The sequence below is a fragment of the Halobacillus halophilus DSM 2266 genome, assembly GCF_000284515.1.
In the GTDB taxonomy this organism is placed as follows: Bacteria; Bacillota; Bacilli; order Bacillales; family Halobacillaceae; genus Halobacillus; species Halobacillus halophilus.
In genome coordinates, this window is record NC_017668.1 from 51,544 (window position 1) to 66,152 (window position 14,609).

17 protein-coding genes are annotated in these 14,609 nt (G+C 42.0%); 16 read left to right on the top strand and 1 reads right to left on the bottom strand.

Translation table 11 applies throughout. From position 1 onward, the window contains the following. Window positions 1-7 precede the first annotated feature (7 nt). The 4 genes from yabA to rsmI all read left to right on the top strand — a co-directional run bounded on the left by yabA (window position 8) and on the right by rsmI (window position 3,003). The gene (gene yabA / locus HBHAL_RS00270) at window positions 8-358 is read left to right on the top strand and encodes a DNA replication initiation control protein YabA (RefSeq protein WP_041601128.1); all 351 of its coding nucleotides are present in this window, start codon (window positions 8-10) and stop codon (window positions 356-358) included. Window positions 359-1,120: 762 nt separating this feature from the next. After that, window positions 1,121-1,864 carry a tRNA1(Val) (adenine(37)-N6)-methyltransferase gene (locus HBHAL_RS00275; protein WP_041601129.1) on the top strand — a complete coding sequence of 248 codons (744 nt, stop codon included), beginning with the start codon at window positions 1,121-1,123 and terminating at the stop codon, window positions 1,862-1,864. Then, window positions 1,854-2,144 carry a GIY-YIG nuclease family protein gene (locus HBHAL_RS00280; protein ID WP_014641345.1) on the top strand — a complete coding sequence of 97 codons (291 nt, stop codon included), beginning with the start codon at window positions 1,854-1,856 and terminating at the stop codon, window positions 2,142-2,144. The genes HBHAL_RS00275 and HBHAL_RS00280 overlap by 11 nt, the downstream gene beginning before the upstream one ends. Then, window positions 2,122-3,003, top strand: coding sequence for a 16S rRNA (cytidine(1402)-2'-O)-methyltransferase (rsmI, locus tag HBHAL_RS00285; RefSeq protein WP_014641346.1), 882 nt, complete (start codon window positions 2,122-2,124; stop codon window positions 3,001-3,003). Before HBHAL_RS00280 ends, rsmI begins: the two co-directional genes overlap by 23 nt. 111 nt (window positions 3,004-3,114) lie before the next feature. Here the strand turns inward: rsmI and HBHAL_RS00290 are convergent, their stop codons facing one another. Beyond that, window positions 3,115-3,390 (bottom strand): AbrB/MazE/SpoVT family DNA-binding domain-containing protein, encoded by a 276-nt coding sequence (locus HBHAL_RS00290; protein ID WP_014641347.1) that lies wholly within the window; start codon window positions 3,388-3,390, stop codon window positions 3,115-3,117. 425 nt (window positions 3,391-3,815) lie between these two features. Between HBHAL_RS00290 and metG the strand changes: the two genes are divergently transcribed. From metG to glmU, 12 genes are all read left to right on the top strand, one after another. Beyond that, the gene (metG, locus tag HBHAL_RS00295; RefSeq protein ID WP_014641348.1) at window positions 3,816-5,771 is read left to right on the top strand and encodes a methionine--tRNA ligase; all 1,956 of its coding nucleotides are present in this window, start codon (window positions 3,816-3,818) and stop codon (window positions 5,769-5,771) included. An 80-nt stretch (window positions 5,772-5,851) separates the two neighbouring features. After that, window positions 5,852-6,622, top strand: coding sequence for a TatD family hydrolase (locus HBHAL_RS00300; protein WP_014641349.1), 771 nt, complete (start codon window positions 5,852-5,854; stop codon window positions 6,620-6,622). Between the two features lie 184 nt (window positions 6,623-6,806). Continuing rightward, a complete protein-coding gene (locus HBHAL_RS00305; RefSeq protein ID WP_014641350.1) occupies window positions 6,807-7,010 on the top strand; it encodes a 3D domain-containing protein in 204 nt (67 codons plus the stop codon). Between the two features lie 93 nt (window positions 7,011-7,103). Further along, the gene (rnmV, locus tag HBHAL_RS00310; RefSeq protein ID WP_014641351.1) at window positions 7,104-7,664 is read left to right on the top strand and encodes a ribonuclease M5; all 561 of its coding nucleotides are present in this window, start codon (window positions 7,104-7,106) and stop codon (window positions 7,662-7,664) included. Continuing rightward, window positions 7,657-8,535, top strand: coding sequence for a 16S rRNA (adenine(1518)-N(6)/adenine(1519)-N(6))-dimethyltransferase RsmA (gene rsmA, locus HBHAL_RS00315; protein ID WP_014641352.1), 879 nt, complete (start codon window positions 7,657-7,659; stop codon window positions 8,533-8,535). The genes rnmV and rsmA overlap by 8 nt, the downstream gene beginning before the upstream one ends. 62 nt (window positions 8,536-8,597) lie before the next feature. After that, window positions 8,598-9,482 (top strand): sporulation peptidase YabG, encoded by an 885-nt coding sequence (gene yabG / locus HBHAL_RS00320; protein ID WP_014641353.1) that lies wholly within the window; start codon window positions 8,598-8,600, stop codon window positions 9,480-9,482. 267 nt (window positions 9,483-9,749) lie between these two features. After that, the gene (gene veg / locus HBHAL_RS00325; RefSeq protein ID WP_014641354.1) at window positions 9,750-10,010 is read left to right on the top strand and encodes a biofilm formation stimulator Veg; all 261 of its coding nucleotides are present in this window, start codon (window positions 9,750-9,752) and stop codon (window positions 10,008-10,010) included. A gap of 140 nt (window positions 10,011-10,150) precedes the next feature. Beyond that, entirely contained in the window at window positions 10,151-10,333 is a 183-nt protein-coding gene (locus tag HBHAL_RS00330) for a small, acid-soluble spore protein, alpha/beta type (RefSeq protein WP_014641355.1), read from the top strand. Between the two features lie 511 nt (window positions 10,334-10,844). Beyond that, on the top strand, window positions 10,845-11,711 hold the full coding sequence (gene ispE / locus HBHAL_RS00335; protein WP_014641356.1) for a 4-(cytidine 5'-diphospho)-2-C-methyl-D-erythritol kinase: 867 nt from the start codon (window positions 10,845-10,847) through the stop codon (window positions 11,709-11,711). 61 nt (window positions 11,712-11,772) lie between these two features. Further along, window positions 11,773-12,591 (top strand): pur operon repressor, encoded by an 819-nt coding sequence (gene purR, locus HBHAL_RS00340; protein ID WP_014641357.1) that lies wholly within the window; start codon window positions 11,773-11,775, stop codon window positions 12,589-12,591. A gap of 164 nt (window positions 12,592-12,755) precedes the next feature. Next, on the top strand, window positions 12,756-13,055 hold the full coding sequence (spoVG, locus tag HBHAL_RS00345; protein WP_041601130.1) for a septation regulator SpoVG: 300 nt from the start codon (window positions 12,756-12,758) through the stop codon (window positions 13,053-13,055). Window positions 13,056-13,218: 163 nt separating this feature from the next. Continuing rightward, entirely contained in the window at window positions 13,219-14,598 is a 1,380-nt protein-coding gene (gene glmU / locus HBHAL_RS00350; protein ID WP_014641359.1) for a bifunctional UDP-N-acetylglucosamine diphosphorylase/glucosamine-1-phosphate N-acetyltransferase GlmU, read from the top strand. Window positions 14,599-14,609: the final 11 nt, after the last annotated feature.

Genomic DNA, 14,609 nt, shown 5'->3' on the forward strand with positions numbered 1-14,609 from the left:
GTCAAGCGTGAATAAAAAAGCTATATTCGAACATGTATCCCATTTAGAATCTCAAATAGGAGAGCTTTATGAACAGCTCGGTGATCTGAAAAAACAGCTCGCTTATCTACTAGAAGAAAATCAACATTTATCGCTTGAAAATCATCACTTGCGGCAGCGTTTAGACAAAGAACATGAAGCAGAAAAGCAAAAAGCCTCTTCAGGCACAAAGCAGGAACGCGGTCCTGCTGTAGGCGAAGGTTACGATAACTTGGCCAGGCTTTATGAAGAGGGGTTTCACATTTGTAATTTACACTTTGGAAGCCCGAGAGATGAAGACTGCTTATTTTGTCTCTCCTTTCTAAATAAGAAAAAATAATCCCAGGTCCAAGCCTTTCCTTGCTCTTCCAAGGAAAGGCTCTCTTTATATTAAGGTCTGTTAAATCTAGTTATTAATTTTATAAGAGCTTTATTAAAGTATAGGGCCGGTTACTGTAAGACTCAGTTTCGAGATCATTCAGGTCCGTCGCCGATAAGTAGATGAGGGCGGCTACGGAAACAACTCGCTTTCCTGCGGGGAAACTGGCAAGCCTCCTCGGTCGTTGACACTCCCTGTGGGGTCTCGCCTCGCTCCTTCTCCCGCGGGAGTCTCCTTGTTTCCTTCGCCTCCCTATGATTGAAGAGTGAACGGACCCTTCTATAGGCGAAAAGGAGAGTTTGATCCGCCTTAAATGCTTATATAACGGGAATTATCCACCGTACACGCTCATTGTTAGAAGTTTATCTCCACCATAAACCAGAGTTTTTCAAACATGATTTCGAGCTCTATATTTCGCAAGGTCCGGAGGGGGACGATGAAGACTCCTGTGGGATGAACATGATCGGTAAGATCCCGCAGGGCTGTTAAGCCCGAGGAAGCTTACCACATGCCCACGGAAAGCGAAATCGTCCCCCGCAGGACCTAATTCTCTCAAAGTCTCGAAATCAAGTCTTCAAGTAATGGGAGCTTTTGTTTAAAATCAACACTGTAAATTAACTGAGCTTTATATTAAATAAAAAATGTCCATGATAAGCTTATTAGGAACATCTATGATAATGAAGATCTGATTAACTTCCATACGTTAGAAAGGAAACAAGCATGATGGTACAACTATATGATGACGAACGAATTGACTTTTTATTAGCAAAACAAAATATGAGAATCATTCAAAGTCCGACGGTATTTGCTTTTTCCCTCGATGCTGTATTACTGGCTGATTTTACATATGTACCTAAAACGAGAGGAAAGATTCTTGACCTTTGTACAGGGAACGGCGTCATTCCTTTATTTCTATCCACCCGTTCTGACGTACCCATAACCGGTGTGGAAATTCAGGAAAGACTATATGACATGGCATGCCGGAATATTGAGTTAAATAAACTCAACACACAGCTCGACATGATTCATGGCGATTTAAAAGATATGCCGGCCCGATACGGCAATCGTAAATTTGACCTCGTTACCTGTAATCCTCCTTATTTCCCTACTCCTCAAATGGACGAGCGAAATATAAATGAACATTTGGCAATTGCCCGTCATGAGATTTATTGCACGCTTGAAGAGGTTATAGAAGCTTGCAGCCGATTGGCTAAATCGGGCGGTAAAGTATCTATGGTTCATCGCCCGGAGCGGATGGTGGAGATTATAGAGCTATTTCGAAAACACCGCCTAGAGCCTAAACGAATGCGTCTCGTTTATCCAAAGGAAGGAAAAGAAGCAAACACTTTATTAATTGAAGGAACCAGAGATGGCAAACCAGGACTTAAGATTCTGCCTCCTTTATATGCACTTACCTCCGAAGGTGAATACACTTCTGAATTGAAGGAGATTCTGTATGGGGAATAATCATATCGTGTATATTCTGCGCTGCAGTGATCAATCGCTTTATACAGGCTACACGAATAATCTGGAAGCGCGTTTAAAAAAGCATGAGGTTGGAAAAGGCGCCAAGTACACGCGCGGCCGGGGTCCATTTAAACTTGAATATACAAAAGCATTCGAAACTAAACGAGAAGCTTTGCAGCAGGAATATCGAATTAAGCAGTTATCTCGTATAAAAAAAGAACAATGGATTGCTGAAATATTAGAAGGAGAGATCCAAGGTGAAGATACAGAAAAGCTATAAGAAAGATGGATCAGAAGCTGGAGCTTTATATGTGGTTCCTACCCCTATAGGTAATTTAGAAGATATGACGTATAGAGCTGTCTCAACTCTAAATGAGGTTGCTGGAATTGCGGCAGAAGATACAAGAAATACAAAAAAATTGGTGAATCACTTTAATATTCAAACTCCATTAATCAGTTATCATGAACATAATAAACAAACGCGCGGACCTCAGCTGATCGAGCGCATGAGGAACGGAGAAGAGCTTGCCGTAGTCAGTGATGCCGGTATGCCGGGAATATCAGATCCAGGGTCAGATTTGGTGAAAGAGTGCGTGGAAGAGGACATTCCTGTAATCGTGCTTCCCGGAGCAAATGCGGCCCTTCCTGCGCTAGCTGGTTCTGGAATTTCTACCGAAAAATTTTATTTTTGTGGCTTTTTGCCACGTAAGAAAAAAGACCGATTAGCAGAATTGGAAAAGCTGCAGTCTTTACAAGCCACTTTGATCTTTTATGAATCACCGCACCGCTTAAAAGAAATGCTGTCCCATACCTATGAACAATTGGGAAATCGGAAAGCGACAATCGCGAGGGAACTATCAAAACGGTATGAAGAATTTGTAAGAGGAAACTTGGAAGAGCTCCTTGAATGGTCTGAGAAAGAGGAAATACGGGGGGAATTCTGCATCATTGTTGAAGGGGCATCCTTCGAAGAGGAAGAAGAGGATTCATTCTGGTGGACACACTTATCCGTTATCGACCATGTGGAACACTACATGGAAAAAGAGCAAATGAAGAGCAAGCAGGCGATTAAGCAAACATCCTTGGATCGAAAACTATCCAAACGAGAAGTCTACCAGGCTTACCATGTGCATGAATAAAGAAATCCCTTACTGCCAGGCCTGTGAACAGTAAGGGATTATATATTACAACATATGTCTAGTTGTTTTCTTCTCTTTATTAACCAATGTCGTCACTCTTTGTTTATTTATCTATTTAAGATTTTGCTGTAGTTCTTGCAAGAGAATTTGTGCGCCTTCTTTACTTAACACAAGATTGCCATTTGCTAGTTTCATATTTTCATCAGAAACTTCCCCCGTAACATGGCAAGTCATGTTAGGCTTGTACTTTTTAAGGACGATGCGATCATCGTCAACATAAATTTCCAAAGCGTCCTTCTCATTAATTCCTAATGTACGACGTAGTTCGATCGGAATTACCACACGACCTAACTCGTCAACTTTACGTACGATACCTGTAGATTTCATTTTTCTGTCTCCCCTCAATCAAAAGTTATTTCGTCATGTTTCGACATATGTCTCGCCATTATAGTACCAACCATTCCCAAACGTGTCAATTACTTATAACCGATGATTATTTCCAACTCCGTATACCGGTTAGGGTATTTTGGGTGGTGTCACTGAGTACCTGAGCAGGCCTGTGCGAGTAATCGAAACTCTCTACTCTACCAAAAATGGTTGAAATAACCATCTTTTGATTACACTTAATTTTACCAAAGTAATGACAGATGTGAAATGTATAATCTTAACTTTTTTTTGACAGTTATCCAATTCGTTCGGTATATTTTAATGTTAGGAATGGAAATAAAGTAGATAACTCGATAAAATGTTACAATAGCCATTATGAATGAATAGAAGCTTACACAGCTTGGAATTTCAGAGGAGGGAAAATAATGCCTGAGGAAAAGAACACCTTTTACATTACTACGCCGATTTATTACCCTAGCGGTAATCTGCATATCGGACATGCTTACACGACTGTAGCTGGTGATGCTATGGCACGATATAAACGATTGCAAGGATATGAAGTCATGTATTTAACCGGTACTGATGAGCATGGACAGAAAATTCAGCGTAAAGCAGAGGAACAAGGGGTAGAGCCCCAGGCTTACGTGGATGAAATTGTCAGCGGCATTAATGATCTATGGGATAAACTCGACATTTCTTACGATGATTTTATTCGTACCACGGAAGATCGTCATAAAGAAGTCGTTACGAAAATCTTTGATTACTTAATGAAGAAAGGCGATATCTATTTAGATGAATATGAAGGCTGGTATTGTACTTCCTGTGAATCCTTTTTCACAGAACGTCAGCTTGATGAGGGTCACTGCCCAGATTGCGGCGGTCCAGTCGAAAAGGTTAAAGAAGAATCCTACTTCTTTAAAATGAGTAATTACGTTGATCAATTGCTTGAATTCTATGAAAACAATCCTTCGTTCATACAGCCAGAAAGCCGGAAAAATGAAATGATCAATAACTTCATTAAGCCAGGCCTTGAAGATCTGGCAGTTTCCCGGACGACTTTCGACTGGGGAGTAGAGGTTCCAGGTAACGCAAAACACGTTATTTATGTATGGATTGATGCGTTAAGTAACTATATTTCGGCTCTAGGATTCGACACAGAAGACGATGCGCGCTATCAGAAATTCTGGCCAGCTGATGTTCAGCTTGTAGGAAAGGAAATCGTCCGATTCCACACCATTTACTGGCCTATCATGCTCATGGCTCTTGATCTCCCACTTCCGAAAAAAGTCTTTGCCCACGGCTGGATTTTAATGAAAGACGGAAAAATGTCCAAATCTAAAGGGAATGTGGTAGACCCTGTCCAGCTAAGTGAACGTTATGGTCTGGATGCACTTCGCTACTACCTGCTTCGTGAAGTTCCATTTGGATCTGATGGTGTCTTCACTCCGGAAGCATTCGTAGAACGGACTAACTATGACCTGGCCAATGACCTTGGGAATTTACTCAATCGCACGGTAGCTATGGTTAGTAAATACTTTGATGGTCAAATTCCTGAACTTACCCTTGGTGAAGACGAATATGATCAGAGTCTTGAAAAACTTTCGCTTGAAACCCGCCATAATGTAGAGAACGCTCTTGAGAACATGGAGTTCTCAGTAGCTCTTGCCGATTTATGGAAGTTTATCAGCCGTACGAATAAATATATTGATGAGACGCAGCCATGGATTCTGGCTAAAGACGAAAGTAAGAAAGATCGTCTTGGTAATGTTATGGCTCACCTCACAGAGTCCTTGCGTCAGATTGCGGTTATGCTTCAGCCGTTCTTAACTCGTACACCTGAGCGTATTTTTACGCAGCTTGGTGTAAAAGAAGAAGCACAGAAAACGTGGCAGAGTCTTAGCGAATTTGGCGCGATTGAAGCGGGAACAGCCGTTCAAAAAGAAGACCCAATCTTCCCACGCCTGGATGCTGAAGAAGAGACACAGATTATTAAAGATATGATGAAAAAGCCTGCTGCTCCTAAGGAAGAAGAGCAGGAAGAGAAGCCGGAAACAGATGAAGTCACAATCGATGATTTCATGAAGCTGGATTTCCGTGTAGCTGAAGTCATTAAGGCAGATCCAGTGAAAAAAACGGATAAGCTATTAAAGATTCAGTTGGATCTTGGTTATGAAAAACGCCAGGTCATTTCCGGTATCGCTGAACACTATACTCCGGAACAACTCATTGGAAAAAAAGTAATCTGCATCACGAATTTGAAACCTGTAAAGCTTCGCGGTGAACTATCTCAAGGAATGATTCTAGCCGGTGAAGACAATCAGGGAACCCTGTCCTTAGCTTCCGTTGATCAAACGTTAAGCAATGGCACTAAAGTGAAATAACTGACGTAATGACAGAAAGGGAGAGCGGGACTAAGCTTTCCCTTTTTGTTATCATCAAATGAAGAAGAAAGGGGATTACTATGCTTTTTGATACACATGTCCACTTAAATGCGGATCAATTCGAGGAAGATTTGGAAGCTACCATTCAACGCGCCAATGAAGCGGGAGTAGAGTATATGACGGTCGTTGGCTTTGATCATAAAACGATTCCTAAAGCTATTGAAATTGCGGAAAGCCATGAGAAAATTTATGCGGCCGTCGGCTGGCACCCTGTTGATGCCGTTGACTTGTCAGACAAGGAACTTGAGTGGATTGAAGAACTCTCTTCTCATCCTAAGGTTGTGGCAATAGGAGAGATGGGGCTGGATTACCATTGGGACAAGTCTCCGGCAGACGTTCAAAAAGAAGTTTTTCGAAAACAAATCCGTTTGGCTAAGAAAGTGAAGATGCCCATTATTATTCATAATCGTGAAGCGACGGATGATATCGTGGAAATATTAAAAGAAGAAGACGCTTCTGAAGTAGGAGGAATCATGCATTGCTATAGCGGCCCTGTTGAGACGGCCCAGGAATGTATAGATATGAACTTTATGATTTCTCTCGGAGGTCCGGTTACCTTTAAAAATGCCAAGCTGCCGAAAGAAGTGGCTAAAGCGATCGACTTAAAGCACATGCTGGTAGAAACGGATTGCCCATTCCTTGCCCCTCATCCCAATCGAGGCAAGCGCAATGAGCCGGCATACGTAAAACTTGTGGCCGAACAAATAGCGGAGTTAAAAGAAATCACCTTTGAAGAGGTGAGCGAAGTGACGACCTCAAATGCTCTTCAATTTTTTGGTATTCAATCATAATACAGTGGCAATTGTTACAGTAAACTCTCATTTGTACTGGAACTGTAACATGACTGTTATGTTAATTATTCATGGAAAATTGCATAAAAAAGAAGCTAGCTCTACCCAAGCTGGCTTCTTTTTTATTGGCTCTTTTAAATCACCTTTTTGAATACTACATAAGAAAAAAGAAAGCCGGAATCAAGTGGTTGGTGGTTGCTATTGGGACAACGGCAATCCAGATGTGATTCCTTTGCGAAGCTGTGTCTGGATAGAAGGCTACGGGTATGCTGTAGCAGGGGATACCGGTGGTGCGATTAATGGTAAACGTATAGATCTTTTCGTTCCAGATAAGGAACAAGCACTGAGCTTCGGCCGTAAGCAAGTTAAGGTCAAATTTCTGGACTAAGCAGAGGCATCCTTCCTCTGCTTTTTTTCCGTTATACACTCGTGGTATGCTATGAAAAGATTAATTGAGGTGAATAAACAGGAGGAAATAAAGTTGAGAATAAAAGAAGTGATTGTAGTGGAGGGAAAAGATGACACCGCAAGAATTCGTGAAGCTGTGGAGGCCGACACCATTGAAACGAATGGATCTGCTATTGACGAAGAGGTGTTAGAGCAGATCAGCCATGCTCAGGCTAAACGAGGGGTTATCATCTTTACGGATCCTGATTTTCCTGGAGAGCGGATTCGACACATCGTAGATCAGTACGTACCTGGCTGCAAGCATGCTTTTTTGCCTAAGCATTTGGCGCGTGCCAAGCGTGATAAAGGGGTGGGAATTGAACATGCCACTGTAGATGACATTCAGGAAGCTTTGGGCTCTGTGTATGAACTAATGGAATTCTCCGAAGGTTACATTACCAAAGAGGATTTAATTGATTATGGTCTGATTGGAGGGCCTTCTGCCAGAAAACGGAGAGAAAAATTAGGAATTGAACTTCATATTGGCAAAACTAACGGGAAACAGTTGCTGCGCCGATTAAATATGTTTCAAATCACTGCAGAGCAATTAGAAGAGGCGATGCAGCGTATCATAGAGGAGGAAAGCAATGAATAATAAAGCAGTCGCTACACCCACGCGTACAAAGGAAATATTAGAAACGTATGGATTTTCTTTCAAGAAGAGTCTGGGTCAAAATTTCTTAATAGATGTAAATATATTGAAAAACATTATCGAGCATGCGGGGATTGACCATTCGGTAGGAGCCATTGAAATTGGTCCAGGGATTGGGGCTCTGACTGAACAACTGGCTATTCATGCCGATCGGGTGGCTGCTTTTGAAATTGACCAGCGTCTGCTACCTATTCTTGAAGACACGCTGAGCGCTTACGATAATGTACACATTATCAATCAGGACATATTAGAAGCTGATGTGACAAGTGTTATTAAGAATACCTTTCATGAAGGACAGGAGATTCACGTCGTAGCGAATCTTCCGTATTACATTACGACTCCGATCTTAATGAAACTGCTGATGGATCAACTTCCGATTGACAGTATCACGGTGATGATCCAAAAAGAAGTGGCCGACCGTATGGCCGCTGAACCAAATACAAAAAGCTATGGTTCGCTTTCTATAGCGGTACAGTATTATACCGAAGCTCATGTATCCATGAACGTACCTAAGACCGTGTTTATGCCGCAGCCTAATGTTGATTCTTCTGTGCTGCATCTTAAAATGCGCGACCAGCCTCCTGTTGAAGTGGTCGATGAGAATTTCTTTTTTGAGATCGCCAGAGCAACATTTGGCCAGCGTCGAAAAACTTTAATGAATAACTTAGCCCGTCATTTTAAAGGTAAAATGGATAAGGAAGAAATTCGACACCGTCTGCAGAGAGTTGAAATTGATCCAGGACGCCGTGGAGAATCATTAACGATGGAAGAGTTTGCTCGATTAGCAAATGTTTTTTATTCAGAGTCCATCTAAATGACACAGGGAAGCCAAACTCACATACACTAATGTAGTGCTCTTTGTGAGGTGGGTGAACCATGATAACAAAAGGAGATCTTGTTACAAGAAAGTCGTATCAGCATGACATTATTTTTCGTGTGAAAAATTGTGATAAACCACTTGTTAAACTCATGGGAGAACATATCCGCTTAGAAGCGGATGCGCCCCTTGAGGATTTAGAAAAAGTGAGTGGAGACGAATACCACAGAAGAAAAATAGAAGTAGATGAACAGGAAGCTTTTTCTTACAGACTCTTTAAACAGGATTATCGGCTTCTAAAAGAGAAACGGGATTCCCAGGCTGAGAGTGGTTATGCTTCAGGGAAGGATGCTAAATATTTTCAAATTCCTCCCCGCGTGCTTCATATAGATGGGGACCCTCTCTTCCTGAAAAAATGTATTGCTCTTTATGAAGAGCTGGGAATACAAGTGCATGGTCAATATATGCATGAAAAAGAAATGCCGGAGCAGGTCATGGGGCTTATAGAGAAAGTCCAGCCGGAAATTGTGGTGCTTACAGGACATGATGCTTATTCAAAGGCTAAAGGTACTGTTAAGGAGCTTGAAGCGTATCGCCACTCCCGTTTCTTTGTGGAGTCGGTTAGGAATATAAGGCAGAAGTATCCGAATTTTGACCAGATGGTTATCTTTGCAGGAGCCTGTCAATCCCATTTTGAATCTTTAATCAGAGCGGGAGCTAATTTTGCCAGTTCGCCTTCAAGGGTTAATATTCATGCAATTGATCCCGTATATGTTGCAGCGCGTGTAGCTTATACTTCCTTTATGGATCATATAAATATTTGGGAAGTCATCCGTAACACAATTAGTGGAGAAAAGGGGCTCGGAGGAGTGGAGACCCGCGGTCTTTTGAGAATTGGTATTCCTTATTCGGAACATTCGGAAGATCCTAATGACATCAGTTAGTTATATTTGAACGGAAACGCTCATATACTCAAATTAACGTGTGTTTGGTCCACACATGTAGAAGACCTGCCTAAAGAAAAGAAAAAGCAAGGTCTTTTTCATTTTTTGAATAAAGTCACATATTTTTCCTGTTATTGGAGAACCTAGCAGAGAACATCTATAAAATTTTTATGTTGACATGGATTTTGACATATTGGTATAATTTATAGTTTTATTTGACTTTGTCCAATCTGTGTGGTACTATAAATAACAGTGAGGTGGAGTGTAGTGGCTAAAACGTTAGTAGAAATCAAACAATCCCTGGAAGGGCAAATTGGCAGACGTCTAACCCTGAAAGCAAATGGTGGACGTCGTAAAACGATTGAACGCTCAGGAATTCTGGCTGAAACATACCCAGCCGTTTTTATTGTTGAACTGGACCAGGAAGAAAATGCTTTTGAACGTGTATCCTATAGCTATGCCGATGTTCTTACCGAGACTGTAGAACTGAATTTCGATGATTTACAGACCTTGGCTCTTGAGCAGTAAACTCCACGTTTGCTGCTTTTTATTTTTTTATAAAATGGGAACAGCTGTTAGGTCATCCAATTATTTCTCGTATAGCTTAATTGCCAAATCATATACTAACCTTGTCGTAGCTTTAGTGGTTGCGAAAGGAGCTGAAGACGATGGGGCGCAGAAGAGGTATGATGTCCGATTCGTTTAAAGAAGAGATCGCGAAAGAACTTGGGTTTTACGACAAGGTTCAAAAAGATGGCTGGGGCGGTATTACGACACGCGAAGCCGGCAATATGGTGAAGTGGGCAATAGAGAAAGCAGAAGAACAGATGATAAGAGAACAGCAAAAATAGATTAAAGCTCCTTGAAGCCTTCATTGGCCTCAAGGAGCTTTTTTACATCTGACCCTGTGTCGATTTCATAGGGTACTTATTCAACAATAGGGCCGGTTACTTGAAGACTCAGTCTCAAGATATCGTGTTAGTCTGTAGGTCCTTCGGGGGACGATTTCGCTTTCCATGGGCATGTGCTGAGTCTCCTCAGTCGTTTCTGAATGACTGAGGAGGCTCCTGGTAAAAAGGAGGATCGACTAAAATTGCCACTTCGTGTGGCAACGTCGATCGACCCTACATCGTGTAGGGCCACAGGAAAGCGAGTTATTTCCCAACCAACCCTTATCCATCTATCGTAACGGACCCATTTATCTCGAAACTGAGTCTTTAACAAAAGGGAGCTTTTCTTTAAAATCAACGCAGAGATTACCAAAGTCTTGTTGCAGGAGATATGCAAATTTCAGGTCCTCTGCCTAACGCCTTAAAATATGGTACAATGCTTTAAGATAATCTGTTAGGATGAGGTGCTTGAATGCAAATTTTTGAGAAAGCTCCCGCTAAAATCAATTTGTCTTTAGACGTCTTACATAAACGTGAAGATGGGTTCCATGAAGTCGAGATGGTGATGACCACCGTGGACCTTGCTGACCGGATTGAGTTGAACACGTTAGAGGACGGTTCCATCCGTGTAGAGTCGGAAAGCCGTTTCGTACCAAATGATGAACGTAACCTTGCGTATCGGGCAGCTAAACTAATGAAAGATCACTATTCAGTTAAACAGGGCGTGCGTATTTTTATTGAGAAAAATATTCCGGTAGCTGCTGGTCTCGCAGGAGGGAGCAGTGATGCAGCAGCTGTACTTCGAGGAGTAAACCGTTTGTGGGGCTTAAATAAAAGTCTGGACGAACTGGCCGTTTTAGGGGCTGAAATTGGATCTGATGTTTCTTTCTGCCTTTACGGTGGAACCGCCCATGCGACCGGGAGAGGGGAAAAGGTTACGCCTCTTCCAGCTCCTCCACCTTGCTGGGTGGTGTTAGCTAAACCTCCTCTCGGTGTTTCTACCCAGACAGTTTATCAGAATCTGAACCTTGCTGATGCTCATCATCCCAACACCAATGCGATGATTGAAGCGTTAATGGATTATGATTTTGATGCCATTTGTGCGCAGGTGGGGAATACGCTCGAAGGAGTAACTCTCAATCTTCATAGAGAAGTGGGACAAATTAAAGAGCAAATGAGGCAGGCTGGAGCCGATGCGGTGTTAATGAGCGGCAGCGGTCCAACCGTCTTTTCTTTAGTCGACACGGATGCCAGAGCACAAAGGATTTACAACAGCTTAAAAGGTTTTTGTACAGAGGTGTACGTCGTTCGCATGCTCGGATATCAAGAAAGAACTTGATAAAAACCGTACAAATCTGATATATTTATTATTAATATTCGGATTTCGGGGTGTATTGCCAATGAAAAGAAGTGAACGGTTGGTTGCAATGACTCATTTTATTCTTGATCGGCCACGCGAATTGATTTCGCTGCCATTTTTCTCAGAGAAGTATGATGCGGCTAAATCCTCAATTAGTGAGGATTTAGGTATTATAAATAAAATGTTTCAACATGAAGGTATTGGTTACTTAGAGTCTGTTTCTGGAGCTTCAGGAGGAGTTAAATATATTCCGGCATTTTCTAAAGAGTACAGCGAAGAGTTCGTTCATCAGCTTTGCAGGCGATTAGAAGATCCGGAGCGGCTGTTACCTGGAGGTTATTTGTTTATGAGTGACATCCTTGGGGACCCCGAAGCAACAAGAAGCATCGGGCGTTTATTTGCTTCTGCATTTAGAGACAGAGATATTGATGCCATTATTACGGTCGCGACAAAAGGCATTCCGCTTGCCTATGCCGTTGCCTCTTATTTAAATGTCCCGGTCGTGATTGCAAGAAGGGATCCTAAAGTTACCGAAGGATCTACTCTTAGTATTAATTATGTGTCCGGCTCAACGAGGAAGATTCAGACTATGGTTTTAACAAAACGGTCTCTAAAAGAAGGCTCTAAAGTTTGTATTATAGATGATTTTATGAAAGCTGGAGGAACGATCAGCGGAATGAAAAATCTTCTCCATGAATTCAACGCCGAGGTAGTCGGTATCGGCGTTTTAGCCGAAGCAGAAGATGAGGATGAAGAACGAGTGGTGGATGACTACATTTCGCTTGTTCAAATCCTGAATGCAGATGACCGCAAAGGTTCCATTGAAGTGATTCCTGGAAATCTTCTAAATTATTTATAGCGTCTCAAGAAAGCCCTGACTTCTTAGTTCGGGGCTTTCTTTTATTAGATCTGGAAGAAAAATCAAAAGGAAAAGGAAATTTTTTTATAAAAGTTGCAGGAATTTTTACCGTTTTGTGGAATTTAACTACATAAGTTCTTTTGTAAAAAAGGTGGTGAATGATAATGGAAGTAACTGACGTAAGACTGCGACGCGTGAATACTGATGGAAGAATGCGAGCAATTGCTTCTATTACCTTAGATCAGGAGTTTGTTGTCCATGACATACGGGTGATTGATGGTAACAATGGATTGTTTGTAGCGATGCCTAGTAAGCGTACTCCTGATGGAGAGTTTAGAGACATTGCACACCCGATTAATTCTGGCACGCGTGGAAAGATTCAAGATGCTGTGCTGGAAGCTTATGAGCGTGCTGGCGACGAGGAACAATCAGAAGTGGAATATGAAGAAGCTGGAGCTTCCTAATACTTACGAAGATCAAAGGAGTCTGACCTAATTTTAGGTTAGACTCCTTTTTGATGGGGAAAAACTCTTTTTGTAGCGCTTATTTTGTAAAAGGACGGATTGTTGAAATCAAGAGGATTTTAAGATATTATTCATAATGGATAAATAGGATGGAGGTACGTTCATGACTAACCGATATGCTGTCGTGCTGGCAGCAGGCCAAGGCACTCGCATGAAATCAAAACTATATAAGGTTTTACATCCTGTGTGCGGTAAGCCTATGGTGCAGCACGTTGTTGATCAACTAAATACACTGGAACTTAACGAATTAATTACAGTCGTTGGATTTGGAGCTGAGAAAGTTCAGCATCAACTGGGTGAGGACAGTCACTATGTCGTTCAGGAAGAACAACTGGGGACAGGCCATGCGGTTTTAAAGGCTGAAGATATTCTGGCTGATAAAGAAGGAACCACCGTTGTTGTATGCGGGGACACCCCTTTATTAACAGCCGAGACGCTTCAGAAGCTGCTGGATCATCATGATGAACAAAATGCTCAAGCCACTATACTTACAGCCCATGCAGATGATCCATCAGGTTACGGGCGTGTGATTAGAGGCGGCAATGCGCAAGTAGAGCGAATCGTAGAGCAGAAAGACGCTTCTGAAGAAGAAAAAGCGATCCAGGAAATCAACACAGGTACTTACTGCTTTGATAACCAGAAGCTTTTTGAAGCTTTGCAAAACGTGGCAAATGATAATGCTCAAGGTGAATATTATCTGCCTGACGTCATTGAAATCCTTAAGAACGAATCCGATAAGATCAGTGCTTATCAAACCCCTGATTTCTCAGAGTCACTTGGAGTAAACGATCGAGTGGCGTTATCTAAAGCAGAAAAATTAATGAAGCAGCGTATTAATGATCAGCATATGAGAAATGGCGTTACGATTGTTGATCCTGATCAGACTTACATCGGTCCTGACGTACAAATCAGCCGTGATGTTGTCATAGAGCCTGGCTGTGTAATTGAAGGAAACACAATTATCGAGGAGGATGCAATAGTAGGTCCTCATTCATCGATTACGAATTGTTTTGTCGGAAAAGGCACAGTTATTAAGCAAAGTGTGGCAGCTGACAGCCGTATTGGTGAGCGGGTGCAGGTAGGACCCTATGCTCATATCCGGCCGGCTTCTTCGCTTGGCGATGAAGTAAAAGTAGGGAACTTTGTTGAAGTTAAAAAAGCTTCATTCGGAAGCGGAAGTAAAGTTTCCCACCTCAGTTACATCGGGGATGCAGAAGTTGGAGACGGTGTGAATATCGGTTGTGGTACAATAACTGTGAATTATGATGGGCATAATAAACACTTAACCACGATTCAGGATGAGGCCTTCATCGGCTGCAACTCTAATTTAGTAGCACCTGTAACTGTCGGAAAAGGCGCTTACGTAGCAGCGGGTTCTACGATTAGTAAGGATGTCCCTGCTGAAGCTTTATCGATCGCTAGAGCGAGGCAGACCAATAAAGAAGGTTATGCTGCAAAATTGAAGTCGAATAAAAAAGAGTAACGGAGGGTTCA

What these genes read in the sequence shown, in the direction of transcription:
- HBHAL_RS00275 (WP_041601129.1), top strand. Translation starts at nt 1,121, where the DNA reads ATGGTACAACTATATGATGACGAACGAATTGACTTTTTATTAGCAAAA.
- HBHAL_RS00280 (WP_014641345.1), top strand. Translation starts at nt 1,854, where the DNA reads ATGGGGAATAATCATATCGTGTATATTCTGCGCTGCAGTGATCAATCG.
- HBHAL_RS00290 (WP_014641347.1), bottom strand. Translation starts at nt 3,390, where the DNA reads ATGAAATCTACAGGTATCGTACGTAAAGTTGACGAGTTAGGTCGTGTG.
- metG (WP_014641348.1), top strand. Translation starts at nt 3,816, where the DNA reads ATGCCTGAGGAAAAGAACACCTTTTACATTACTACGCCGATTTATTAC.
- HBHAL_RS00300 (WP_014641349.1), top strand. Translation starts at nt 5,852, where the DNA reads ATGCTTTTTGATACACATGTCCACTTAAATGCGGATCAATTCGAGGAA.
- rsmA (WP_014641352.1), top strand. Translation starts at nt 7,657, where the DNA reads ATGAATAATAAAGCAGTCGCTACACCCACGCGTACAAAGGAAATATTA.
- yabG (WP_014641353.1), top strand. Translation starts at nt 8,598, where the DNA reads ATGATAACAAAAGGAGATCTTGTTACAAGAAAGTCGTATCAGCATGAC.
- HBHAL_RS00330 (WP_014641355.1), top strand. Translation starts at nt 10,151, where the DNA reads ATGGGGCGCAGAAGAGGTATGATGTCCGATTCGTTTAAAGAAGAGATC.
- ispE (WP_014641356.1), top strand. Translation starts at nt 10,845, where the DNA reads ATGCAAATTTTTGAGAAAGCTCCCGCTAAAATCAATTTGTCTTTAGAC.
- purR (WP_014641357.1), top strand. Translation starts at nt 11,773, where the DNA reads ATGAAAAGAAGTGAACGGTTGGTTGCAATGACTCATTTTATTCTTGAT.
- spoVG (WP_041601130.1), top strand. Translation starts at nt 12,756, where the DNA reads ATGGAAGTAACTGACGTAAGACTGCGACGCGTGAATACTGATGGAAGA.
- glmU (WP_014641359.1), top strand. Translation starts at nt 13,219, where the DNA reads ATGACTAACCGATATGCTGTCGTGCTGGCAGCAGGCCAAGGCACTCGC.